Raw genomic sequence first — 22,273 nt, forward strand, 5'->3', positions numbered from 1 at the left:
ATATATACTAATCTTTAAAGTACATACTTTAAAGTACGCACTTTAAAGTGCTATAGGAACCCTGAAGTGCTATAGGAACCTTGAAGTGCTATAGGAACCTTGAAGTTCCTATAAAAATAGGGGAGGCTTAGTTTTTTATTTAATTTCAAAAACATTATAGACTTAATACTAGTAAAAGGAGCGATTTTATGAAAGAATATAATTTTCCTATTGAGGCAACTCTTGATGTTGTAGGTGGTAAATGGAAAGTAGTATTATTATGTATTTTACTAAATGGAAAAAAGAGATCCAGTGAAATTAAACGTGCTATGCCAAACATTACCCAAAAAATGCTGACACAACAATTAAGAGAATTAGAATCAGATGGAATTATTAATCGTACTGTTCATAGTCAGGTACCGCCAAAAGTAGAGTATTCTTTAAGCGAGTATGGACAAACTTTAACTGCTGTACTTGATTGTATGTGTGAATGGGGACAAAACCATATACAAAAGCAATTAGAAGATAGTAATGTTAAATAATCTCCATATTAATTTTAATAGCATTCATAATATAAAACCATTACATAATCTAAAATGAAAATTCTGATTTTGTTGACTTTTCTAATTTCACAAATATAATTAAATTGTCATATATGGTCTAAACATCTTTTTTCTAAGAACTTGATAACGCTTGGTTGAAGAAGATATTCTATCAACCAGGACTTCTTCTTTAAAACTTGTTTAGGTTAGAAGATTATTAATACAAGAAAAGAATATATGATAAATTTATTTAAGGGCGGAGAGGGGATATTATTTATGAACGTGAAAGAAAAAATGCGATTGGGCGAAATGTATTGTGGATTTGATAGTGAATTAGTCAAGGCAAGAGAAAATGCAAAGAAAATTACAAGATTATATAATGCAACAACTGATGAAGAACGTGACTATCGTGAACTACTGATTAAAAAACTTCTTGGAAAGAATGGTTCAAATACGTTTATAGAGCCAAATTTCCGTTGTGAATTTGGTTACAATATTGAGGTTGGTGATAATTTCTTTGCAAATTTTGATTGCATTATCTTAGATTGTGGTAAAGTGTCAATTGGAGATAATGTGTGGCTTGGACCAAGAGTACAGATTTATTCTGTAAACCATGCTACAGAACCACAGGCTAGAAGAGAGGGATACGAAATTGCAGCACCTGTAAACATTGCTGATAATGTTTGGGTTGGAGGAAATACAGTAATAAATATGGGCGTTTCTATTGGGGAAAATAGTATTATTGGCTCGGGAAGTGTTGTCACAAAAGACATACCCCCTAACGTAGTTGCAGTAGGAAACCCTTGTCGAGTTATAAAAACAATAGATTAATTCTCTATTTTAAAGACAACGTAAACTATCAAGTGGAAATTACTTCCCTGTAGCTTAATATTAAACTGCAAAGATAAATCACCCGTAGTAGGTTAAGAAATTTAAAATACGGGTGATTTTTTTGTTTTAAATTTAAAATATTATAATGAAAATACTTGCGCTCTAGATAGTTTGAAATGCAATATTAGGTTCACTAATATCTTCTAAATAATTTGTACCAATCTCACACATTTGAAATAAAATAGCTTCTAACTCATATCCCTTAGATGTAAGAGAGTACTCTACTTTCATTGGTACCTGTTGATATATTTTCCTCTCAATTAACCTGCTCTGTTCCAACTCACGTAGCTGTTTTGTCAGCATTTTTGAAGTTATTCCAGGTAGTAAAGATTTTAATTCACTAAAACGCTTCTTTTCAGAAATTAAGTAAAATAATATTAACATCTTCCATTTACCAGTAATCATATGAGATAGTAATTCTAATCCACAGTTGTAAGTTACTTCTTTCAAATACATCACCTCGCTTGATATAGATGAAAAGATATAATTTTACGAAAATATATCTTTTCTATACAAAATTTTATCATATGTAGATAAAGTATAAAATAACAAAAAAGAAATCTTTTTACAGTTTATGTACAAGTTATTGGTTCTTCAAAAGAAGCACTACATATTATTGATGGCCTACTTTATCATGAAACAGATATGAAAATTGAAGAACATATTACTTTGAAAGATGATTATGTTTAGAACTTAAATCAAAAATCAATAATTTAAGACCCTTACGAGACAAAAACTCCACAAAAATGCAGTAATATAAAAAACACTAATCCTTCTTAAAATAAGAAAGATTAGTGTTTTCCCGTATGCTTATTGATGGTTTGTATCCTACTTGTTAATAGAATATTTAATCTCTGAGTAACTAAATTATTTTTATCATCAGTAAAAGTTTCATCTTGTTCAGATAATATTAATCTGACTGGGGAGATATTGTCCTGAAATACTATAGAAAAGAGAGATATACATTTTTCATTTTTACCATTGATTAAAAATGAAAACATAGTCTTATTCGTTTCAAGCTGCATTTCTTTAATCTCTATTGTTTCAAATTTTTGAAGTTTCTCGTATTTATCTTTTAATCATCTTATTGCTTGCTATAAGATGATTTGAACTTATTTACATTAACATTATAACGAGATTTATATTTTTTATGATGAAAGATAGTTACAGATAAGTAATCTTTATTCTTTGTTACTTCAATATCGACCAGGGGACTTTGCTCTAATATGACCTGAACAGAAAAGGGATATGCAATATTGCATATGTAAGTTTTTATTTACTTTACTGGTTATATAGTAGCGATGTAAATAAAAGACCTTTAGTACCTCTTTATCCCTGTACAAGTAGCTGTATAAAATGATATGAAAGCATTTTAAAATGGCAACATAAGTAAGAGTGAGACGTCATGGGAGAATATTATGTAATGAGGAATATAGCACTGATCCGAGTAAAGAATCGTTAAATTTTAACAAATATAAGGAAAAATATGTGAAAAAAACCGCTTTACTTTTTGTAAAAAAAATACTAATATAGCTAATGTAACTAAATAAAGCGTTTTCAAAAAGATGGGAGGATTCAAATATGACACAATCTAATGCATTTATTTCAGCATTGGGCCTACCAGGATGTGGGAAGACCACTGTTATGAGGGAAGTAGCTAGAATCTTAGGGACTGACTATTATTTTTCTGAACCAGAAGAAAAGTATTGGGGTGAAGCGGTTAAGGAAAGAGAAGTTGTAGGGTATTTTACTGGGCTAATGTGGTTCAGGTCAAATAGAATACCAAACTTGATTAAAGCCCGAAAATTATATGAACAAGGAAATAATGTAGTGGTAGATTCATATTATGATAAAGCAGTTAAAAGTTATTTAGGAAAAAAAGGAATGGAATGGTTAATAGAAGATAAAGATGCTTATTTTGATGTTTCCAGTGAAATTGCAGAATTGGATTGGTATAGGCTACCAAATGTAACTCATTTAGTCACATTTGAACTTACAAAAGATGTTTGGTTAAGGAACCTTAATATAAGAAATAGAAATTTAGATAATAATAAAGAATTGCTAAAAAGTTTTCGAACACAACGTTACTTTATAGAAGCTGCTGCACAACTAAGTGAAGAGTTTGGTATCCAGCATATTAATATAGAAGTGAAGGACATGTCAGTCAAAGAAACAGCAGAAAAAATTGCAGAAATGATAGAAAGTAAAGAGTTAAAATATCATGGGGTTGTATAAAACGTTTGAAGGAATAGATGAATGTGGAAAGAGCACTCAAGCTAAGCTATTATACGAGTACTTAGTTAAATAGAAAATTGCAACCGTTTGCATAAAAATCCTGGAAGTACCAAGTTGAAATAAAATTAAACAAGTAAGGGATGGATATACCATGGGGTTGTACATAACATTTGAAGGAATAGATGGATGTGGAAAGAGCACTCAAGCTAAGCTGTTATACGAGTACTTAGTTAAACAGAAAATTGCAACCGTTTGCATTAGAGAGCCCGGAAGTACCAAAGTTGGGAGAAGGTTAAGAGAGTTAGTTTTAGAAGAATGTAACCGAAATTATTCTGGTCTTACAGAAGCATGCTTGTTTCTAATTGATAGGGCCGAAACGTATTCAGAAATTACAAAGAAAAAATTAAGAGAAAACTATGTTGTTATAAGTGATAGAGGGCTTGATAGCTCTATTGCCTACCAAGAAGAACGATATTCCGAATTTATAAACATTGGAAATTCTCTTGCGTTAGAAAATATAAAGCCTGATTTAACGTTTCTAATAGATGTCCCAGTTGAAGAAATAAAAAAAAGAAAAAGAATAAAACCAGATTATTATGATTCAATTGCACAAAATTATAAGCAAAAAATTAGAGATAGGTATTTAGATGTTGCGCAAAAGAACATGGATAGAGTCATCATTATAGACGGCACTCAAAATGAAGAAACAATTGCTAGAATTATTAGATGTAATATAGAAAGGAAACTACATTATGTACAAAATTTTCCAGTCGTATACTCTGCTGAAATCTAACAAGGGTTTAGATTCTAAAACTGTAGCACAGCTTATTAATGAAAAAAACATATTGCCCCTTCAGTGGTCTTCATTATCGGTTTTGCTCGAATTGAGAAAAAATAAAACAGTCGATGAAAAAAAATTATTAATATATTCGAAGCAAAAATCAGGAAACCCTGAATCTTGGTATAAGATCCTTAATGGGTTGGATAGTTATTCAGACAAGTTCGAAGAAATAATTTACAAAACATTTCATCAAGAACAATTAGGTGAGCAGCTTATTGCTTGGATTGTTGATGAATTTGAAAAGAATTCTCTTTGTAATAACTTTACATCTTTTTGGCTAATGTTACTTAACGTTCGTGATATATCGTTTGATGATACAGTTTACTTGACTGAAAAACTACTTCATTCTGGTGAAATAGTTAACTACAAATCTTTACTTAAAGATTCAGATACCTATTTTGCAAGAAGATACCCAACTGGGGGTCTTTCTGAGAAAGTAGCACTTATATTACCAAGTCTACTAGCTGCGACAAAAAGCGTAGTAAACATAAATTCAAATTTTTTAGTTGCCAAAACTCTAAGTCATACTGGTGGAACAGTAGATAAACTATCATCAATAAAGGGATTTTATGTTCCTCATTCAACAATTGACATAGTTAATACACTCGAAAAATTCGGAGTAGTGATGTCTAGTACAGGTGATACTATAGCTCCTGTAGATGAAAGATTATACTCATTCAGAAGTATATCAGGAACAGTTGAAGCGGACAGCTTAATAATTTCAAGTATAGCAAGTAAACAATTGGCCTTACCTACGGATTATCTTCTGATGGACATTAGATATGGCAGTGGTGCGTTCATATCCGATAAGGAAAAAGCAACAGATATTGGAAAAAAACTTAGTGGAATCTTTGAGAAGTTTGGTCAAGCTAATTCTTTTACTTTAACTGCTATGGAGGAACCGAATGGAAGTGGAATAGGGAATGTCTTTGAAGTAATTGAGGCAGTAGAAATTATGGATCCAAATTTTAAATCTGATTTATTCAGTGAAAAGCTAAAATGTCATCAAAAAGGTTTAGTTTTAGATTTCTATAGTAAACTAATGAGTTATTATGACAATTCAAGAAATTGGTTAGACATAGGCAGTTGTCTTTTTGATGATGGGAAGGTAATTGAAAAATTCTATGAATTATTGACATACCATGGAGTAGATTCCAGAGAAAAAGATAAAATTAAAAAAGGTATTTTAGATTATTTTGAGATTGGAAAAATGTTTAAATATAAAGTGAAATCAAAATGTAGTGGGAAACTCAGCTATATTGATCAAAAGCAGTTGGGATATTTAGTGAATTATGAGGTTAATTTTGATTCTCGCTTAAATACAAAGTTACTAAATGGAGGGGGCTTAGTAATTAATAGCTTTATGGGTGATTATGTAAAGAAAGATGCTACAATAGCTACCCTATATAGTAAAAAAGAGGTATCTTGTAAGATTTTAGATAGTATAAATGAAAGTTTTATAATTAAAGAGGAGTGTTGAAAAATGAGTAAAGCAAATGAAAAAGGGTATTTTTTTAGCTTTTGTGGTTTAGATGGAGCTGGCAAGACAACACACGCAAATTTATTAAAGCGTTATTTAGAAGAAAAATTAGACAAAAAAGTTACAATTATTCCAGGATATAAACCCCCTATTAATGTGAAAAATTTACAGGATGTAGCTGAACAATTAAATGTCCATTATCAAAAAGTATTTACAAGTGGAAATGTTACAATGAGTCTGTTATTAGATTTATGGATGCATACGAAACAGGAAGTGTTACCAAGATTAGAGAAGGGTGAAATTGTAATTTCAGAACGCTATTGGGAAAGCTCTATATTGTACGCTCCTATATTAGGCGTAGATAAAGATTTTATAGAAAAAATTGTAAGTCAATTTATTACACCAGATTTATTCATATATCTAAATATATCACCTGAAAAATCATATAAGCGAGTTGTTAGCAGATCTATTAAAGACCAAGTAGAAATAATGCCAAAAGAACAATTGGAAGTTATGGAAGAGGTTTATAGTAAATATAATGATTTTGCACGTGAATATAATGCAGCGATAATTGATATCGATACAGATGATGCAAATTTAATTTTTGAAAAGATAAGAAAATCAGTAGATCTTTTAGTTAGTAAGGGAGTTTAGGATCATGATATACCAAACAATAACTAAGATAAGTGAAAAAAAGGGTGTAGATGTTATTTTTGAAAGAATCCTTAACACTAATTTAAGTGGAATTAGGTTTAACTTATGTAAATATAAAACTAATGAAATTGAATCGCTCCTTAAAAATATAAAAGAGTATAAAGATAGAGGTTTAAAGTTCTTTTTCGATGTACCATATCCAAAAAATAAAGTAAGAATAAGTGGGTTTAAAATTGATCAAAGTTCCATAAAAGAGTCTAAAGTATATATCTTAACATCGAATTCATTGAAGTACAGTGATTTGAATAATGTCATTTTTATAGATAAAGAAGACATTAACGTAAGCATTGATGACGTAATTTATTATGCGGATGGACAAGGGGCCTTTACAGTAAAAAAAATAATTAGTACGGATTCAATTGAAATTAAAGCATTAAATGATTTCAAAATATACCCCAATAAAGGCCTGAGTTGTGGATTTGTTAAAAATGTTGAATTTATAAAAGTAATTGAAAAAATTTCAAATGAATTTCCCCATTCAGGTTTTCTACTTTCTTTTATCGAAAATGGTAAAGAGATTATAGAAGTTAAGAAAAAAGTTAACTCTTCAAATGAGGTCATTGCAAAAATTGAGTCGAAAAATGCCTTAGAAAATTTAGATAATATTATATCTGTTTCCGATGGGGTCCTAATTGCAAGAGGAGATTTAGCATTAAATACTCCTTTCGAAAAATTATTGGAATATACAGAAAATATTCATTTAACAGCTAAAAAAAGAGGGAAAAAAGTACTGAGTGCTACAGATATTTTAAGGTATTCTGATTTTAGACTAGTTCCAGAAAGATCGGAGCTAATAGATATTCAGAATATGGCAAAATTAGGTACGGACATAGTAATTCTTCCTTCAGATTTTGATTTGGTGTCCAATGATATGAATATTGACATTGTTCAAAAAATCAATAGAAAGATTGAAATAATAAATACTTGTTTTAGTAATTTCAATACAAGAGGTAGTTTATGAATACTATTAATCTTTTTAAAGGGTTAACGAAGTGTGAAAACCTGTTGCATGAAAAGGATTATTTTGAAACTGCTATTAAAGAACATGTGTTCAATCTTTGGTATAGTAAATCAGAATTTCCTTATTTAGAGAACAAAAAAAGTTTAATTGAAGAGATGCGTGAGGGCTATGAATGGCTAAAAAGCATAAGGTATAACTCGTTGAAAAATATTATAAAATTATTTAATGAAAATGATATAGACTACTATTTAATTAAGGGAATGATTTTCTCAAAGTATATTTATAACGATTTTTATGCTAGAGAAGACAATGATTTAGATATACTTGTTGAGAAAAGAGATTTTAAAAAGATAAACCTCCTTTTACTAAATAATGGGTATAAAAGCAATTTTGATAAAGATTTTGATGTAATCAACTATCTGGATGCATATGAAATAAAGTACCACGATGGGAAAGGTTCTGTAATAGAGTTAAAACTAGCAACTAGTAGTATTAGAAATGATAGTACATTAACGTTCTTGAAGAGTAATCCTGTTTTTGTTGAAATAGGTGACATAAAAGTAAAGACCCTAAATCTAGTTAATAGTTATTTACTATTGTGTACAAGTGTATTTGCAAATATTGAAGGTGAATTTGCAAAATTTAAAATTAGAGATTTTGTAGACTTGTATCACTTTTCTTTAAAGAGGGAAATATTCGGAAATTGGAAAGAAGTTGTATGTCAGGCTAATAGTTTAGGTATATTAAATCAATTAAAAGGTGCTTTATTAGTCCTTAATGAACTAACTGACAACAGTTTTCAATCTTTTATTAATGAAGTTGAAGAAATATTTTGCATAGGTAAATATGATTTTTCTTATGAGAGTGGATTTTTACATGATTGGGGCGATATTGATTCCATTATTAGTTTAACTAAAGATAGAGATAAGCATCTTAAGAAACTATATTTTTTAGATAGTATCCGTGCTTATAGTACGAAAAATAAAAACTTCAAACTTCCGAAATTAATTGATGATAAAAATATATCAATGGAATTTGTGAGTTTAAGAAATATGGAGTTAGATATTAATGAACATATCAAAGTACAACTAGAGAAAAATTGTATTTTATTTGCTCTTGATATTAATAATTTTAACTTTGTTTGTAAGAGATATTTAATGTTTTATGATGTTAATCAGAATAACCCAAGAACAATCATTGAATTACAAGTATCGCCTGAAAAAGAAATAAAATATCAGATTGTAAAAGGGGATACCGATTTAGACTGTGAAATGAATTGGGATGGAAATTCCATTTTTATTAGACTAGATATCAATAAATTTTCTTCATTCAAAGAATATAAAATGATTGCGTTTAAAACATTTTATACAGTAAATGTCGGTGGAATTGATTATGCATTAAATAGTGTCGATTCTGAATATCTAATGCTCAACCCTCATGTTTTAAAAGTTCATTTAAAAGGTAGTGAGAAAGTTGATTGAAATAACTAACCTTAACAAAATATACAAAATAAGAAAAAGAGTTTCAGAAGGGAAATTTTCGGTTCTTAAAAATTTCTTTTCTACTCAGTATAATGACATTAATGCAGTATCCGATTTATCTTTGTATATAAAAAAAGGGGAAATTGTTGGATATATCGGAACTAATGGAGCAGGAAAGTCTACTACAATTAAGATGATGACAGGTATATTAAATCCTACAAGTGGATCTATACGAGTAAATGGTATGGATCCCTTCAAGGATCGTTCAAAGTATGTAAAAGATATTGGAGTAATTTTTGGCCAAAAGTCACAGCTTTTTTGGGATATTCCTGTAATTGAATCATTAAAACTATTGAAAAAAATTTATGATGTACCACAAAAGGATTTTGATGAGAGGTTACAATATTTTTCAGATGCTTTAAAGTTGGATGAAATTTTAAATCAATCAGTCAGACAGCTATCATTAGGTCAAAAAATGCGGGCTGAATTTGCAGCAGCATTTTTACATAATCCGAAAGTTGTTTTTTTAGATGAGCCTACAATAGGATTAGATGTAAACATCAAATATCAAATCCGAAAATTTGTTAAAAAGATGAATATGAAGTTTGATACTACTATTATTTTAACTACTCATGATTTACAGGATATCGAGTATTTATGTCATAGAGTAGTAATAATTAATAAAGGGACAAAAATGTTTGATGGGCCACTTAGAGATGTATATGGATTATTTGATTCAAAGAAAACTGTAATTGTGACACATGACGAACGAAAACCAATTAAGTTGGGGAATGAATTCTTTAACCTGGTAAATATTGAGCAAACAAATGGTAATTCTACTTCGAAATTGACCTTTTTAAATAGAGAGGTAGAAACGGCTAAACTTATAAATTCCTTATTAGAAAATAATGAAATAAATGACTTGACAGTTAAAAATTCAACAATAGAAGAAATCATTCGATCGATATACGTGAGGTAATTTTAATGAGAAATTATTGGATGTTCTATGCAGTGTCAATGCAAGAGTTTATAGCTTATAGGCTCAGCTTAATTTTTGAATTTTTAGGGTTATTAATAAAAACTTTATTGGTGTTTAGTTTTTGGAGTGTTTTTGTAAAAAATGGTAACCATGTGGGGTTTGAGTCTAATAATGAAGTTTTAGGATATATGGTAGTTGCAGCAATATTACCTACTATTATTAGTAGTGAAGCAGGAGTAAATTTAGGTAAGAGGATTTTAAGTGGTGATATTGCTACAGATTTGATAAAACCGTATAACACAATTGTTATGTTATCTGTAAAAAGTTTATTTTTTAATATTTTCAAATTTATCTTGTTTTTTATTCCAATTGTTACCCTTTACAATTATTTAGGTTTAATTTCAGTAAAACCTCAAAATATTCCACTATTTATTGTCAGCATTTCACTAGCAACATTAACAATGCTTTTACTGTACTTATTTATCGGTATGATATCTTTTTGGACAGAAAATTGGTGGGGGATAAAAATATTGTTCGATGGAATAATTACTTTTTTCTCTGGTGCGATTATTCCAATCACACTTTTTCCTAAATGGCTACAATCTCTGAATTCTTTTTTACCATTTCAATATACGATTTTTCTTCCATCAAAGTTATTAATAACTGAATCTGGAGCAGAGTTTTGGATGGCAATCTTGCCCCAACTAGTGTGGATATTTGTGTTGGTAGTGATATTTTATTTTACGTGGAGATTTGCATTAAGAAGACTTGTTATATTTGGGGGATGATTAAGTTTTGAAATATTTTTTCTTGTATTTTGCTTACATGAAAACATTTTTGATCAAAATGATGGAATATAGAATAGATTTCATTATTGGTACTATTTCAATCGTAGTTCAACAAGTAATACTATTATCATCTATAACAATAATATTTAATAACATAAACACTGTTGAAGGATTTTCGAGAGGAGATTTTCTTTTTATGTATGGGATTTCCACTTTAGGGAGTGCGATTTGCTATACCTTTTTTGATGGTCTTTGGACTATTGGTGGACACTATATAAAAAAGGGATTATTAGATAGGATCTTGCTGAGACCTATTAATCCTCTTTTTCAAATAATTTCTGAAAGAATTAAAATTGAGGGAATAGCCTCAATAATACTAGGGATTTCCATATTACTTGTATCGGGTAAAGCGTATATTGATTATGGTAGTTTAGGTGAAGTTATTTTACTTATTATATTTTGTGTTAGCTCAGCTTTTATTTTCGCGGGAATTTTATTAAATGTTGCTACACTTGCATTTTGGATTGTGGATAGTTTATCGCTTATGCAACTCGTTAACAATTTTGCTGAGTATGGAAGGTACCCTATAAGTATTTATCCTAAATTCCTAGCTATCTTACTAAGTACAGCATTACCTTTTTTATTTACTTCGTTTTTTCCATCGAGCTATTTTATATTTAAAGACGAGTTTCAAATTATATCTTTACTAACTCCACTTGTAGCAATTTTTATATGGATGATAGGTATTTTATTTTGGAATATTGGTTTAAAGAGATATGGAAGCTCAGGGACTTAAAGATTAGGATGTTAATCTTCAAATTTCTTTTATTATAGTATTGTAAATGTAAACAATCTTAAATATTATATCTTGAACCAATCTAAACAAATAAAAATTAGTCGTGTTTTAAATATCATATTGATTCCTTTTTAGTAGATACCTTTGGTTGGGTTGCTCATACTCAGATTAGAGTAGGGTACATACTTGAAGTGGTAGGAGATAGAGACATAATTATTCGCTCTCATCAAAATAACGACTTATTAATGGGTGAAGCTCTAATATTGAAAGGGAAATGTACAGAGATAATAAAGTTGTCAAAAGAAATACAAGTCATTTTATTCAACAATCAGCACTCATTTTCCTTTTTAGAATCAGATTTTATTAACACTATATGGGGGATATCTTATGCAAAATTCATTTTCTAGAGTATTGATTAAAGATACGAGTAATAAAATTTTAATCATTCAAGATAGAGCTGACGTGTGGAATTTTCCAGGTGGAAAACAGGAGTTGAATGAGACTCCACTTGAATGTGCTAAACGAGAAGTTAAAGAAGAGATTGGATTACACGTTGAAGATCTTACAGAGATATATCAAGGGAATTTTCGTTTCGGGGATACTCAATGGCAAGGATACTTCTATTTTGCAAATTCTGTTAGTGGTATTCCATTTATAAATGAGTTAGAGAAGATAAAGGAAATACAATTTATCAATAGATATGAAGTGATTAATTTTCCGTTAGAATTAACAGAAATTATTCGGAAAATATTAAAAAGCCCTCAACTCCAAACAAAATTAACTAACTGGAAATAGGGTGTAACTAATTTTAAAATTAGTTAGTCAATTAATTACTGTCATCTGTATACCACGGTAGCAGTAATAACCCAAAACTATTCCATTAAATGATACTATTGTTGAATAGACCTTTAGATTTTCAAATGACATTATTGTCTTTTACAGAAAAGATATTGTGATTTGTGTGTACGTTAATGTATTAAAGTAAATGAAGCGAGAAGGCGCTGAATTAGCAAGGAATAATTAGAACGACGTAATGTGAGGATTTAATATATACTACGATCTTTTTATATTTAATATTTACGCTTATTTGGGAGAATATATCCTTTGCAATAATATTAAATAGGCAAGCGGATACGCTAAACACAGCAGTTTTGTCATCATAGAAAAGTCCTATGTAAAATAGAAAAACTAGAATAGTCATAAGTAAATCTCATTATTAGCTTTCTTCACTTGCTGTTTTATAAATTTTTTGGTTGTTCTCAATATCCGACATGTACACATACAGAACCAATCAGTAAATGAGTTGTGATGAAAATCCAGCTCTTTTTCTGATTGGTTCTGTTAATATTAATTGTTGACTTTCGAACAAAAGAAAACCGCCTCTTATAGAGAGCCGTTTTACTTATATGCATTCTTATGCAAATTCTGAAGCATATTCTTCGTATATCTTTAATGTATTAAGCAATCGAGCTGATTCAATCATGATTTCGTTCGATGAATCAGCTACAGAAATGACAATAAATCGATTATCATTTCTGTCTCCAAACAATCCTTCTGATTCAAGTTCCATTAACACATTTAACGATTCTTTCAACAGTGTATTTACTCCCATGTTAAAGTCACCTTCGACGGTTTCATGATAGTTCTTAATAATTTTGTTCACTTCATCAAACATTCCGGAATCGTCCCATTCGCTCCACTCAACAGCTCCATATCTATAATAATTGTATAAAGGGTGCGATTTATTAACTTTGATCAGTCTTTCTTTATTAGCCACTGGTCCAATGCTACTGACACAATCGTCTGTAAATATGGAGTACCCATATATTGTATCAACACCGCACCTAGTTATAAGTTCGTTATAATGACAACGAATTGCATTTTTTAACTCAACATATAAACTTTCTTGAAGATGCATTTTCACCGTATTTCCCCCGTTCTTTTTGTAGCGACATGTTGTTACATACTTCAACCTTACCATGAAAATCAATACTAAACGTTAACTGATCCTTTATATAAAGAATACGTGAAAAAATTGAGGTTCAATTAAAAAATAACCTTTCAGATTTAGTTGTATGGGATTTTGATGAAGTTATTAATACAATGAGTCGTATTTTTTATAAAAACGCATGTAAAGGGAGAAACGGACTTTATATGCATTTTTAGGTTTTTTAGAGAAAATAAAAAGGGTAGTCATTATTTACGACTTAACCCTTTGTCTATGATCTGACGAATTGCTCCGTTTCGGTTACTAATCTTGTTATCGTGCCAAAAATTTTCAGAAAGATGGCTGAAAATGTAGTGAATTTCTTGTGTGAAGTTATTTTAAAAATTCATTGTAGAAAGAGAATGGTAAATAAATAGAAAAGCACCCGGAATGAGTGCTTTTTAAACGTAATCGGCTGGTCTTATTCACATAGTGTACCCTTATATTTTACTCGCCAAAAATTTTCGCCATCTTTTTTCGTCATTGATACCATTTTAAATTCGATAGATTGACCTTCTATTTCTCTTGTAATGTAATTTGGAATATACTCATCTTCACTATAATGCTCATTATAATAAACCGTTCTACAAGATTGAGCATAAGCCTCTTTATTTTTTTCTTTTACAGATATCTCACTTGCACTTGCTGTAATTCCGCCAGTTAATAAAACACCCGTTGTTAATGCTCCTACAACTAATTTCTTAAACATTAAGACACCCCTTTTTAATTAGAATAGTATTACCATTTAAATATATGATAATGCTGTTAGGTATGTAAATATTAGGTAATTTTAGAAATTGTTTTTTTGAATTTTCTCATTTTAACGCTTGAAAATTTGCTTAGGAATAGAAATATTCTTACCATGGGTTATTCTTTGAATCGTTTCCGTAGCTCTATGAAGTAGTTTTTTGAAAAATCCGATTTTAAGTCAGATTGGGGATAAAAGTAATCCTATGCCCTATTTTTACCCGTATCTTGGCTGTATCCCTTGTAAAGAAAAGGGGTACGTAGAATGGAAGAAGGTCTTATTTCCTTTAAGCAAATGTTTAAAGGAATTCTGCTTATGATCGTTAGTTTTTGGATCATTATGTTTCTCGTGTATGGAAAAAGCCTGTTATAATAGTAAAGAATAACTTGGGTACAAATTGATAATGAAATGGGGAAATATGCTAGATGAAAGCAACCGGAGTAACTAGAAAAGTAGATGAATTAGGGCGTGTAGTAATTCCAAAGGAACTTAGAAATACGCTTGGTATTAAAGAAAAATCACCATTAGAGATTTTTGTAGAAGGGGAAGACATTGTTTTACAGAAGTATCAGCCTGGTGGTGTTTGTGCATTAACAGGAGAAGTTTCAACTCATAACAGAGCATTAGCAAATGGTAAGATAACATTAAGTCCAGAAGGTGCAGAGTTATTACTAAAAGAATTAGAACAGTATCTTGTCAAATAAGTGCTCCTTTCAAGGGGCTTTTTTTTATGGTTAACATAATAATTTCACGTACCGCAATGATTTAAAAAACTAAAACAATACAATAATAGTCTACATTTAATCTTGTGTAGACTTAATCAGCTAAATGAAGAATGTATTGTATATTTTGGATAGATTTCTTGCGAAATATATACCTAGAGCAGTATTTCGATTTAAATATGATACGATAGTTATATATTCGTTTTGCTAGTAAAAGGGGATGAGTGTCGATGAAAAACCACATAAAAGTAAATGGAAAAATCCTTCAAACAAATAAAAAATGGTCACATCTCAAGCAAAGACAAAGGCAACATATTTCTAATTGGTTACGTAGAGAATATACACAGTTTGTAAAAACACATTATAGAAAACCTAGGAAGTATGAACATGATGAGATTCTTCATGAAGTGATGAATCAAATACAGGAACGTGAAATTTGGATTCCTAATGGTGAAGTAAAAAGATATTATCTAAGCAAAATAGGAAAATGGTTTAGAAAAATAGAAAGTGAATGGGAATCACAGATATCCAACAGTGAAAAGCAGCAGGTATTAGAAGAAAAGTAAATACAAAGAAATCAGGGGGAGATTTCATGTATAATTTACAAGAAGATATGTATGAACAATTGAAAGAAAAAAAAGGGGAAGTTACTGTATTTTTAAAGAATGGCGTTCCAGTACGTGGGCAGATCCTTGCAACAGATAAATTTACCGTCCTAATGATGGTTCATGGTAAACAACAACTAATCTACAAACAAGCAATCTCTACACTTGCTATATAAAAAATGATTGTATTATATAAAAGGAGAGGGATATATTGATTTTTTTATTTCGATTTGACATAAAGGATGCTGGAATGGATTTTATCTTAAACGAAAAAATAGCTGAAGATAAACTTGAAAATGGAGTGATACGATGAATAAGACGTATGATGTCATCATTACCGGTGCTAGATGTGCCGGCTCTACCCTGGCAATTTATCTTGCTAAGGCAGGTTTCCATGTGTTGTTAGTGGACCGAGCGAATTTTCCAAGGGACACATTATCAACCCATACCTTTTTCAATAATACTGTCGCTCTTCTTCGAGAAACCGGTGTCCTGGACAAGTTATTGGAAACAAAAGCACCGCCGGTACGGGATATTAAATTTCAATTTGAGGATACCGTGATAGAAGGTCTCATCCCTGAGGTTTACGGAGAGGAAAGTTGTTATTGTATTAGAAGAACTTATCTCGATCATATTCTACTTGAACAAGCCAAATCCCAAATGAATGTAACTGTTTTAGAAGGATTTCGTGTGACGGATGTCATCCGTGATGACGAAACAGTGATAGGGGTGAAAGGTTTAGACGGCGACAACGAGAAACAAGAATTTTTAGCTCGCCTGGTAGTCGGGGCAGACGGCCGATCCTCTATTATTCGCAAGCTGGTAAAAAGTGAACTCAAAATAAGTATTCCAGCAACAGTCGGCATCTATTTCGGGTATTTCTCTGGATTTCGCCACGATAATGTCCCTAAATTTGAAGTATACAAGGTAAAAGATAACACAGCCATTCTCTTTCCGACGAATGATGATTTATATGTAATTGTCGGCATTTTCCCATTAGAAAATAAGGAATTGATAGAACGGTTGAAATTAAATCCGGAAAGCTGTCTACGCAATTTCTTTACAGATAACTTTCCGAATACAACAATTGGGGCGCGCTTGAAAAATGCAGAACTAGTAGAACCGGTCAAAGGCATTCTCGGATATGATAATTACTGGTATAAAGGAATGGGAAAAGGATGGGCGCTGGTTGGAGATGCAGTTTGTTTTAAAGATCCTGGCATGGCGCAGGGTATCCATGATGCTATATGTGGAGCACGTATATTATCCAATATTCTATCAAAATATAAGGGACAATCCGATCAATCAAATCAAATGTCTGAAGAATATCAAAAGGCTATAGAAGATGAGTTTATGGTTCGGTTTCACATGGGATGCCAAATTTCGAAGAATGAACGCATATCTGAACAACAGGATGCTGTCAACAAGCTAATCAGTTCCCATCCAGAGGCTATAGAGAAGTTTTTAGGGATTTACAATTATGCAAACGAGCCCGCTGCTTTAGAAAAAGAACTCGCACGAATTATGCAATCGATGTAGCAATGATATTAGAGATTAAGTGATTTAAGTACAAAAATAATTCACTATGAACCTCCCCACTTACTCGCTTCCGCTTGAAGTGGGGATTTCTTAGCATCAACAAAAATAAGGTCCCATGAGAAGCGGATTTTCCATCTCCTCTCTGCACCTATGCAGGGACTCCTTTTCTTCATTTGACTAAGCAACTTCTGCACATGCAGAAGGGTGGGAACACACCGTCTACTACTTTTTGCTTACGCAATCCACAAATACTTTCTCTTCGTTTCTTCCGGGATATGACACATCTTTCCGTACAGTTCTTTTGCCAAAATGTTGCGGGCACCGTGAATGTCCCAGTGTTCTTCGTAGCCGCACACACAAACGTAGTTACGTGTCCGCACTTTCTTTCTTCTTTGGCAACAAGGGCATGTTTGAGAAGTGTATGCTTCGTCTACGAGAAACAATAGAGGTACCTTTAGCAATCTAACCTATTTCGAGGCTGGAGCCAGAGTGACTTCGGGTGATGTTACCTTGTCATAAAAATCTAAGAATTTGTCACGATCGGCGCTATCACGGTAAGCCATGGCGACACGTGGATGTTCATTAAATACACCAGAGATCATGTAAGGTATGATATAGCCTCACTCCCACTCTTGTCGCATTTCTAACAAGAGTATATCTTACTAGTGAATTCTGTATATATTATTATGTGGGGTACCGCCAGCATTTCGGAAAAAAACCACGCTAAGCAAAAAATACAATAAGCTGTCCATATGGGAAGTGAAATTTATACTTTATCATTGGTCTTTTTTAATCTACTAGCCCTTAATTCTTTGAAATTCTTGATTAATTCTTCTCCGAAAATATAAATAACTTTTTCCCATGGATGCCCTAAATAACCCCACTTAAAGTCTTTTTGCAAAAAGAAATAATAATCTCCATCCGGAAAAAATGGGATTTTCCATTGATGATCATCTTCGTTTAGATTTAAATTTAAACTAGGATTCATCCAGTAGCCAGCATGCTGCCAATCTAACGCATATATATATTCATGTTTCTCGGTACATAAAATAAGAGCTTCCAATAATATATGATCAAAAATATAATCATCGTCATCAGTCCATTTTCCTTCAAAATAATTAGGTAAATCATAAGTAATATATGGACAAGAAAATTTAAATGATTGGTCACCATCAATATTAGGATTAAAAGCAAATTCATCATAAAATCTATCCCAAACATTCTCATATTCTTGTTCATTTAACAAAATCCATTTTTTCAAACTCCGTACCTACTTTCTAATATTATTATATAATTAAAATACCACGATGAAATTGTATATTCTATTCATTGCTAATTTACATAACACATTATTATCAGTAGCAAGGAAAAGGAGGAACCCTACTCTCTCAAGGGAACCTCCTTTTTTCGTTCTATGGACCTATGCATTTTTTCATACATTCCCATTCTGGCGCGGTTTTAGGTTTCTCGTTTGTTTTTGGATCCACCAAAAAACTGTATTAAATCTTGTTTGATCCTAGGGGTCACTATATATGAACACTACGTATTTGACTTTCTCAATAACCAACATTACTTAACGTGGTAAAATAATATTCGGATGGGAATCCAATGTTATTAAAATTAAAGTGGTTATCAAGTCGGAGGAAGGCACTTTAGGGTGTCTTTTCTTTTTAAAATATATAGGTGCACCATCCCTTTCCTAATAGAGGTCCCCTCATGCCTCCTTACAGGGAGAATGATAAGGTATTTTTTTATTTACCCAATTACCGAGCTCTCACATGTTTTAAATAGTTACAATACTTGTATTGCTTCAATAACATATGATCATTCTTAAGAATGTCATTGAAATGTACCAATAGATTCTAGTGTAGCAAAATAAATTGTGCTATGATGTGAGCAAATATAAAGCTATCTAACGGAGGGATTCACATGCCGCATATTGTGTTTCGTGGAATTACTACTGAACAATTAAAATACATAAGCAAGCCATTAGTAGAAGAGCTTGCAGAGATTTGTGAGTGTGGTACGGATAATTTTACGTTGGAACTACCAAGTTCTACGTTTGTATTCAATGGAGAAGAAATAGAAGCGTTTCCTCTTATTGAAGTGAAATGGTTCGAGCGTGGACAGGAAATTCGTGATCGATTTGCCAAGGCCATTACTACATATGTAATGGATTTTGGACTTCCAGAAGTAGAGGTTGTATTTACGGTTTTCACAGAATCAGCGTATTATATTAACGGGAAGCATTGTGCAAGTTAGAGCCATTTGAAAGATTTTTGTAACATTTAAAAGGGGTAGAACTACATCGTTATCAAGCTAACTAGACAAAATACCCCCTAAAAAGAAAAAGGCGTTATTCTTTCTGAGAAATCATAGGAAAGGATAACGCCTTTATATCAATATGACGGTATACTATATGAAAATTAACATTGTTCCAAATGTATATATTGTGTTCATAATCATTTAAAAGGCAATGAGTTGAATCATGGGGATCTTAACTATCTAATGTAAGCAAAATAGGGGGCGTATTTCATGTATAATTTACAAGAAGATATGTATGAACAATTGAAAGAGAAAAAGGGGGAAGTTACTGTATTTTTAAAGAATGGCGTTCCAGTACGTGGGAAGATCCTTGCAACAGATAAATTTACCGTCCTAATGATGGTTCGTGGTAAACAACAACTAATCTATTAACAAGCAATCTCTACACTTGCTATTTAGTGAGTACCGCCAGCATTTCGGAAAAAACCACGTTAAGCAAATTTCAACACAAAATAGCCGACTTTAATCCCTTTAAGACTAAATCGGCGGTTTTATATTCAAAACTTAGTTGTTTGTAATATCAAAAGAAAATGTTTCTTTTAGTCCCTTTTTCCCGTCAGTAGTGATTTTTATTGCTCTTGTTTTAGGTAAACGTTGAACCCAATTTAGTTCTAATAGTCTTTCTAGAAGGGCATTTCCTAATGCTCCCGCAAGGTGGTGACGTCTTTCACTCCAATCTAAACATTTGTGTGTAAATGAACGACGCTTTTTCTTAACCCTTTCAAGATCAATTTGAAAATTTGTAAAGAATGACTCCCCTTTTTCAGTAACAGTAAACCCGTCCTTTTCTTCATAAATAACACCTATTTTAATTAAAGAATCTGTTAATTGTACTCCTAAATTTCCCGCAAGATGATCATAACATGTTCTTGCAAAACGCATCGCTTTATCTTCCGAAGCCTGTTTTAATGATTTAATTTCAATGGGTGGAGCTATTGATAAAAATGACTCCATAACTTGAGCAACTTCCGGATTTCGAATTCCATAATATCGATGTCTCCCCTGTTTTTCAACTATAACTACATTCGCATCGACCATTTTTGTCAAATGGAAACTAGCCGTCTGTGGTTTGATTCCTGCCATATATGCTAATTCGCTTGCAGGGTGGAATCTACCATCTAATAAGACTGTTAATATTGTTGCACGAGAAGCTTCACTCACAAGAGTAGCAATCATCGCTACATTTGGACTTGCGTTCATTTTAAATTCCCCCTAATGTAATCCATGTTTCGATGATAATCGAAATGTTTATATTCTACAATAAATAAGGAAGAACATATGAATAGGAGGAGAAATAAAGATGAAAAAAATGGCTCAGGTTTCAAACACAGAGACTATTAAACCTAAAATTTTATACTACGGAACTCCTGTGATTTTACTAAATTCACTAAATGAAGATGGAACAGTAAACATCAGCCCTATGTCATCATCATGGGCATTAGGAGATTTTATTATATTAGGAATTGGAGTTGGCGGGAAAGCTATCGAAAATTTAGAACGACATCCTGAATGTGTAATCAATGTTCCGAGTCCTTCATTATGGGAGAATGTTGAACAATTAGCCCCCTATACAGGGAAAAACCCCGTTCCAGATTATAAGAAAAAGAATGGGTTTACATATAAAAAAGAAAAATATGATATTAGTAGATTAACACCTACTGAGTCTAAATCGGTAAAACCTACTCGAATTATGGAATGTCCAATTCAAATTGAGGCAAGGGTGAAGCATATTCGAATTCCTGATTATTCTCCTGATTTTGCAATTGTTGAGACACAAGCCATACATGTACACGCTCATAAGGAAATCATTCTTGAAGAAAATCATATTGACCCAAATAAATGGAGCCCACTTATATATAATTTCCGTCATTATTTTGGTCTTGGTAACCAGTTAGGTAAAACCTTTCGATCCGAAATATAAATAAATATATTATCTTTTAAAGTGGACAATCCTTTCCTAATTAAAGTTAAATATTGTAGTAAGAAACCGAATTCCACCTGTTAAGGAATTCGGCTTCTTTATTATTTTTAACTTTCTTAATTTGAATTTATTATATAATCTTTTACAAGTTACTCTTGATTCATATAATTAAATAACTTTTTAATGAAAGTTTAGATTTAAAGGTATACCTTTATAAACAACTATTTATTTTTCCTTTTGGTGAAGGTAATAGATCAGTTAACATTTTAATAAACGTCGACTTTCCAGCACCAGATAGCCCTTAATTTAACAGAATAATAACCTTCATGTATAGCAAACACTTTAAATTGTGTCTAAATGTATAATTTTCTTTTTTTGTATGACTTAACTCATAAAGTTGCATGCCAATAACCTATAACTTTGCATAAAATTTTTGGTTTCAAAGCTTAATATTGCAAAATTACCTTTCAAAATAACACATATATTTGCAGAAAGTTTATTTTGGAAGCATAACATTGCAGAAAGTTTTTACATTATGAAGCCTTGAAATAAAATTCGATTAAAAATATTGCTCACCCTGTCTTAAAATGAATAAGGGAATTCCTTTTGAAAAAATATTAATCAAAATAGATTCTCGCGTTAGTTGTTCAGCCGAGATATATGTAATTTTGGTGTAACAAAAACTGTTTTGCTAATAATGTTACAAATTATTTTTGGTTAAACATATTAATTGATTATT

At 31.3% G+C, this 22,273-nt stretch carries 25 protein-coding genes and 2 pseudogenes; 20 read left to right on the forward strand and 7 right to left on the reverse strand.

Annotation, left to right across the window (positions count from 1 at the left end):
- Positions 1-188 precede the first annotated feature (188 nt).
- Complete coding sequence (locus ACS2MN_RS16370) at positions 189-521, forward strand: winged helix-turn-helix transcriptional regulator (RefSeq protein WP_088054897.1); 333 nt, start codon at positions 189-191, stop codon at positions 519-521.
- Positions 522-797: 276 nt separating this feature from the next.
- Entirely contained in the window at positions 798-1,352 is a 555-nt protein-coding gene (locus ACS2MN_RS16375; protein ID WP_088054896.1) for a sugar O-acetyltransferase, read from the forward strand.
- Between the two features lie 162 nt (positions 1,353-1,514).
- Here ACS2MN_RS16375 and ACS2MN_RS16380 read toward each other — a convergent pair whose 3' ends face one another.
- Complete coding sequence (locus tag ACS2MN_RS16380; protein ID WP_088054895.1) at positions 1,515-1,868, reverse strand: winged helix-turn-helix transcriptional regulator; 354 nt, start codon at positions 1,866-1,868, stop codon at positions 1,515-1,517.
- Between the two features lie 117 nt (positions 1,869-1,985).
- Between ACS2MN_RS16380 and ACS2MN_RS16385 the strand changes: the two are divergent.
- From ACS2MN_RS16385 to ACS2MN_RS16435, 11 genes and pseudogenes are all read left to right on the forward strand, one after another.
- Positions 1,986-2,081: pseudogene (locus tag ACS2MN_RS16385) on the forward strand (Tn3 family transposase); the annotation flags it as partial.
- A 912-nt stretch (positions 2,082-2,993) separates the two neighbouring features.
- Positions 2,994-3,647 (forward strand): hypothetical protein, encoded by a 654-nt coding sequence (locus tag ACS2MN_RS16390; RefSeq protein ID WP_346994671.1) that lies wholly within the window; start codon positions 2,994-2,996, stop codon positions 3,645-3,647.
- Positions 3,648-3,798: 151 nt separating this feature from the next.
- Positions 3,799-4,440 (forward strand): dTMP kinase, encoded by a 642-nt coding sequence (tmk, locus tag ACS2MN_RS16395; protein WP_346994672.1) that lies wholly within the window; start codon positions 3,799-3,801, stop codon positions 4,438-4,440.
- The gene (locus ACS2MN_RS16400; protein ID WP_346994673.1) at positions 4,400-5,968 is read left to right on the forward strand and encodes a hypothetical protein; all 1,569 of its coding nucleotides are present in this window, start codon (positions 4,400-4,402) and stop codon (positions 5,966-5,968) included. The genes tmk (ACS2MN_RS16395) and ACS2MN_RS16400 overlap by 41 nt, the downstream gene beginning before the upstream one ends.
- A gap of 3 nt (positions 5,969-5,971) precedes the next feature.
- Positions 5,972-6,622, forward strand: coding sequence for a dTMP kinase (gene tmk, locus ACS2MN_RS16405; RefSeq protein ID WP_346994674.1), 651 nt, complete (start codon positions 5,972-5,974; stop codon positions 6,620-6,622).
- A gap of 4 nt (positions 6,623-6,626) precedes the next feature.
- Positions 6,627-7,643, forward strand: coding sequence for a pyruvate kinase (locus tag ACS2MN_RS16410; RefSeq protein ID WP_346994675.1), 1,017 nt, complete (start codon positions 6,627-6,629; stop codon positions 7,641-7,643).
- On the forward strand, positions 7,640-9,124 hold the full coding sequence (locus ACS2MN_RS16415) for a nucleotidyltransferase family protein (protein ID WP_346994676.1): 1,485 nt from the start codon (positions 7,640-7,642) through the stop codon (positions 9,122-9,124). The genes ACS2MN_RS16410 and ACS2MN_RS16415 overlap by 4 nt, the downstream gene beginning before the upstream one ends.
- On the forward strand, positions 9,117-10,103 hold the full coding sequence (locus tag ACS2MN_RS16420; RefSeq protein ID WP_346994677.1) for an ABC transporter ATP-binding protein: 987 nt from the start codon (positions 9,117-9,119) through the stop codon (positions 10,101-10,103). The genes ACS2MN_RS16415 and ACS2MN_RS16420 overlap by 8 nt, the downstream gene beginning before the upstream one ends.
- A 5-nt stretch (positions 10,104-10,108) precedes the next feature.
- Positions 10,109-10,891: an ABC transporter permease gene (locus ACS2MN_RS16425; protein ID WP_438894724.1), complete on the forward strand. Its 783-nt coding sequence runs from the start codon at positions 10,109-10,111 to the stop codon at positions 10,889-10,891.
- Between the two features lie 7 nt (positions 10,892-10,898).
- Positions 10,899-11,687, forward strand: coding sequence for an ABC transporter permease (locus ACS2MN_RS16430; protein ID WP_346994678.1), 789 nt, complete (start codon positions 10,899-10,901; stop codon positions 11,685-11,687).
- 387 nt (positions 11,688-12,074) lie between these two features.
- Positions 12,075-12,482, forward strand: coding sequence for an NUDIX hydrolase (locus ACS2MN_RS16435; RefSeq protein WP_346994679.1), 408 nt, complete (start codon positions 12,075-12,077; stop codon positions 12,480-12,482).
- 619 nt (positions 12,483-13,101) lie between these two features.
- Here ACS2MN_RS16435 and ACS2MN_RS16440 read toward each other — a convergent pair.
- Together ACS2MN_RS16440 and ACS2MN_RS16445 are read right to left on the reverse strand one after the other, a co-directional pair.
- Positions 13,102-13,611 carry a DUF4303 domain-containing protein gene (locus ACS2MN_RS16440; protein ID WP_346994680.1) on the reverse strand — a complete coding sequence of 170 codons (510 nt, stop codon included), beginning with the start codon at positions 13,609-13,611 and terminating at the stop codon, positions 13,102-13,104.
- Positions 13,612-14,095: 484 nt separating this feature from the next.
- Entirely contained in the window at positions 14,096-14,383 is a 288-nt protein-coding gene (locus ACS2MN_RS16445) for a hypothetical protein (RefSeq protein WP_346994681.1), read from the reverse strand.
- A gap of 464 nt (positions 14,384-14,847) precedes the next feature.
- Here ACS2MN_RS16445 and ACS2MN_RS16450 point away from each other — a divergent pair, with 464 nt between their 5' ends.
- The 4 genes from ACS2MN_RS16450 (at position 14,848) to ACS2MN_RS16465 (ending at position 17,288) form a co-directional block, all read left to right on the forward strand.
- Positions 14,848-15,126, forward strand: coding sequence for an AbrB/MazE/SpoVT family DNA-binding domain-containing protein (locus ACS2MN_RS16450; RefSeq protein WP_088054894.1), 279 nt, complete (start codon positions 14,848-14,850; stop codon positions 15,124-15,126).
- Between the two features lie 248 nt (positions 15,127-15,374).
- Positions 15,375-15,710, forward strand: a complete 336-nt coding sequence (locus ACS2MN_RS16455) for a hypothetical protein (RefSeq protein WP_000788513.1) — start codon at positions 15,375-15,377, stop codon at positions 15,708-15,710.
- Positions 15,711-15,736: 26 nt separating this feature from the next.
- On the forward strand, positions 15,737-15,925 hold the full coding sequence (hfq, locus tag ACS2MN_RS16460; RefSeq protein WP_088054892.1) for an RNA chaperone Hfq: 189 nt from the start codon (positions 15,737-15,739) through the stop codon (positions 15,923-15,925).
- 133 nt (positions 15,926-16,058) lie between these two features.
- Entirely contained in the window at positions 16,059-17,288 is a 1,230-nt protein-coding gene (locus ACS2MN_RS16465) for an NAD(P)/FAD-dependent oxidoreductase (protein WP_088054891.1), read from the forward strand.
- A 233-nt stretch (positions 17,289-17,521) separates the two neighbouring features.
- Here ACS2MN_RS16465 and ACS2MN_RS16470 read toward each other — a convergent pair whose 3' ends face one another.
- The 3 genes and pseudogenes from ACS2MN_RS16470 to ACS2MN_RS16480 all read right to left on the reverse strand — a co-directional run bounded on the left by ACS2MN_RS16470 (position 17,522) and on the right by ACS2MN_RS16480 (position 18,549).
- Positions 17,522-17,749: a zinc ribbon domain-containing protein gene (locus ACS2MN_RS16470; protein ID WP_098088251.1), complete on the reverse strand. Its 228-nt coding sequence runs from the start codon at positions 17,747-17,749 to the stop codon at positions 17,522-17,524.
- Between the two features lie 6 nt (positions 17,750-17,755).
- Positions 17,756-17,938 (reverse strand): annotated as a pseudogene (locus tag ACS2MN_RS16475) (nucleoid-structuring protein H-NS); the annotation flags it as partial.
- Positions 17,939-18,054: 116 nt separating this feature from the next.
- On the reverse strand, positions 18,055-18,549 hold the full coding sequence (locus tag ACS2MN_RS16480) for a DUF2716 domain-containing protein (RefSeq protein WP_000758862.1): 495 nt from the start codon (positions 18,547-18,549) through the stop codon (positions 18,055-18,057).
- A gap of 668 nt (positions 18,550-19,217) precedes the next feature.
- On the opposite strand from ACS2MN_RS16480, the gene ACS2MN_RS16485 reads away from it, so the two are divergent.
- Both ACS2MN_RS16485 and hfq (ACS2MN_RS16490) read left to right on the forward strand, forming a co-directional pair.
- Positions 19,218-19,550: a DUF1904 family protein gene (locus ACS2MN_RS16485; protein ID WP_070172722.1), complete on the forward strand. Its 333-nt coding sequence runs from the start codon at positions 19,218-19,220 to the stop codon at positions 19,548-19,550.
- A 273-nt stretch (positions 19,551-19,823) separates the two neighbouring features.
- Complete coding sequence (hfq, locus tag ACS2MN_RS16490) at positions 19,824-19,985, forward strand: RNA chaperone Hfq (RefSeq protein ID WP_346994682.1); 162 nt, start codon at positions 19,824-19,826, stop codon at positions 19,983-19,985.
- Positions 19,986-20,117: 132 nt separating this feature from the next.
- On the opposite strand, the gene ACS2MN_RS16495 is transcribed toward hfq (ACS2MN_RS16490), so the two are convergent.
- A complete protein-coding gene (locus tag ACS2MN_RS16495) occupies positions 20,118-20,813 on the reverse strand; it encodes an ArsR/SmtB family transcription factor (RefSeq protein WP_346994683.1) in 696 nt (231 codons plus the stop codon).
- 100 nt (positions 20,814-20,913) lie between these two features.
- Between ACS2MN_RS16495 and ACS2MN_RS16500 the strand changes: the two genes are divergently transcribed.
- Positions 20,914-21,534: a flavin reductase family protein gene (locus ACS2MN_RS16500; RefSeq protein WP_346994684.1), complete on the forward strand. Its 621-nt coding sequence runs from the start codon at positions 20,914-20,916 to the stop codon at positions 21,532-21,534.
- The last annotated feature ends 739 nt before the right edge of the window (positions 21,535-22,273 follow it).

The organism is Bacillus cereus group sp. BceL062, from assembly GCF_051780025.1.
In the GTDB taxonomy this organism is placed as follows: Bacteria; Bacillota; Bacilli; order Bacillales; family Bacillaceae_G; genus Bacillus_A; species Bacillus_A toyonensis.

What these genes read in the sequence shown, in the direction of transcription:
- hfq (WP_346994682.1), top strand. Translation starts at nt 19,824, where the DNA reads ATGTATAATTTACAAGAAGATATGTATGAACAATTGAAAGAGAAAAAG.
- ACS2MN_RS16370 (WP_088054897.1), top strand. Translation starts at nt 189, where the DNA reads ATGAAAGAATATAATTTTCCTATTGAGGCAACTCTTGATGTTGTAGGT.
- ACS2MN_RS16410 (WP_346994675.1), top strand. Translation starts at nt 6,627, where the DNA reads ATGATATACCAAACAATAACTAAGATAAGTGAAAAAAAGGGTGTAGAT.
- ACS2MN_RS16425 (WP_438894724.1), top strand. Translation starts at nt 10,109, where the DNA reads ATGAGAAATTATTGGATGTTCTATGCAGTGTCAATGCAAGAGTTTATA.
- ACS2MN_RS16450 (WP_088054894.1), top strand. Translation starts at nt 14,848, where the DNA reads ATGAAAGCAACCGGAGTAACTAGAAAAGTAGATGAATTAGGGCGTGTA.
- ACS2MN_RS16380 (WP_088054895.1), bottom strand. Translation starts at nt 1,868, where the DNA reads ATGTATTTGAAAGAAGTAACTTACAACTGTGGATTAGAATTACTATCT.
- ACS2MN_RS16415 (WP_346994676.1), top strand. Translation starts at nt 7,640, where the DNA reads ATGAATACTATTAATCTTTTTAAAGGGTTAACGAAGTGTGAAAACCTG.
- ACS2MN_RS16455 (WP_000788513.1), top strand. Translation starts at nt 15,375, where the DNA reads ATGAAAAACCACATAAAAGTAAATGGAAAAATCCTTCAAACAAATAAA.
- ACS2MN_RS16485 (WP_070172722.1), top strand. Translation starts at nt 19,218, where the DNA reads ATGCCGCATATTGTGTTTCGTGGAATTACTACTGAACAATTAAAATAC.
- ACS2MN_RS16465 (WP_088054891.1), top strand. Translation starts at nt 16,059, where the DNA reads ATGAATAAGACGTATGATGTCATCATTACCGGTGCTAGATGTGCCGGC.
- ACS2MN_RS16495 (WP_346994683.1), bottom strand. Translation starts at nt 20,813, where the DNA reads ATGAACGCAAGTCCAAATGTAGCGATGATTGCTACTCTTGTGAGTGAA.
- tmk (WP_346994672.1), top strand. Translation starts at nt 3,799, where the DNA reads ATGGGGTTGTACATAACATTTGAAGGAATAGATGGATGTGGAAAGAGC.
- ACS2MN_RS16375 (WP_088054896.1), top strand. Translation starts at nt 798, where the DNA reads ATGAACGTGAAAGAAAAAATGCGATTGGGCGAAATGTATTGTGGATTT.
- ACS2MN_RS16400 (WP_346994673.1), top strand. Translation starts at nt 4,400, where the DNA reads ATGTACAAAATTTTCCAGTCGTATACTCTGCTGAAATCTAACAAGGGT.
- ACS2MN_RS16445 (WP_346994681.1), bottom strand. Translation starts at nt 14,383, where the DNA reads ATGTTTAAGAAATTAGTTGTAGGAGCATTAACAACGGGTGTTTTATTA.
- ACS2MN_RS16390 (WP_346994671.1), top strand. Translation starts at nt 2,994, where the DNA reads ATGACACAATCTAATGCATTTATTTCAGCATTGGGCCTACCAGGATGT.
- ACS2MN_RS16435 (WP_346994679.1), top strand. Translation starts at nt 12,075, where the DNA reads ATGCAAAATTCATTTTCTAGAGTATTGATTAAAGATACGAGTAATAAA.
- ACS2MN_RS16500 (WP_346994684.1), top strand. Translation starts at nt 20,914, where the DNA reads ATGAAAAAAATGGCTCAGGTTTCAAACACAGAGACTATTAAACCTAAA.
- hfq (WP_088054892.1), top strand. Translation starts at nt 15,737, where the DNA reads ATGTATAATTTACAAGAAGATATGTATGAACAATTGAAAGAAAAAAAA.
- tmk (WP_346994674.1), top strand. Translation starts at nt 5,972, where the DNA reads ATGAGTAAAGCAAATGAAAAAGGGTATTTTTTTAGCTTTTGTGGTTTA.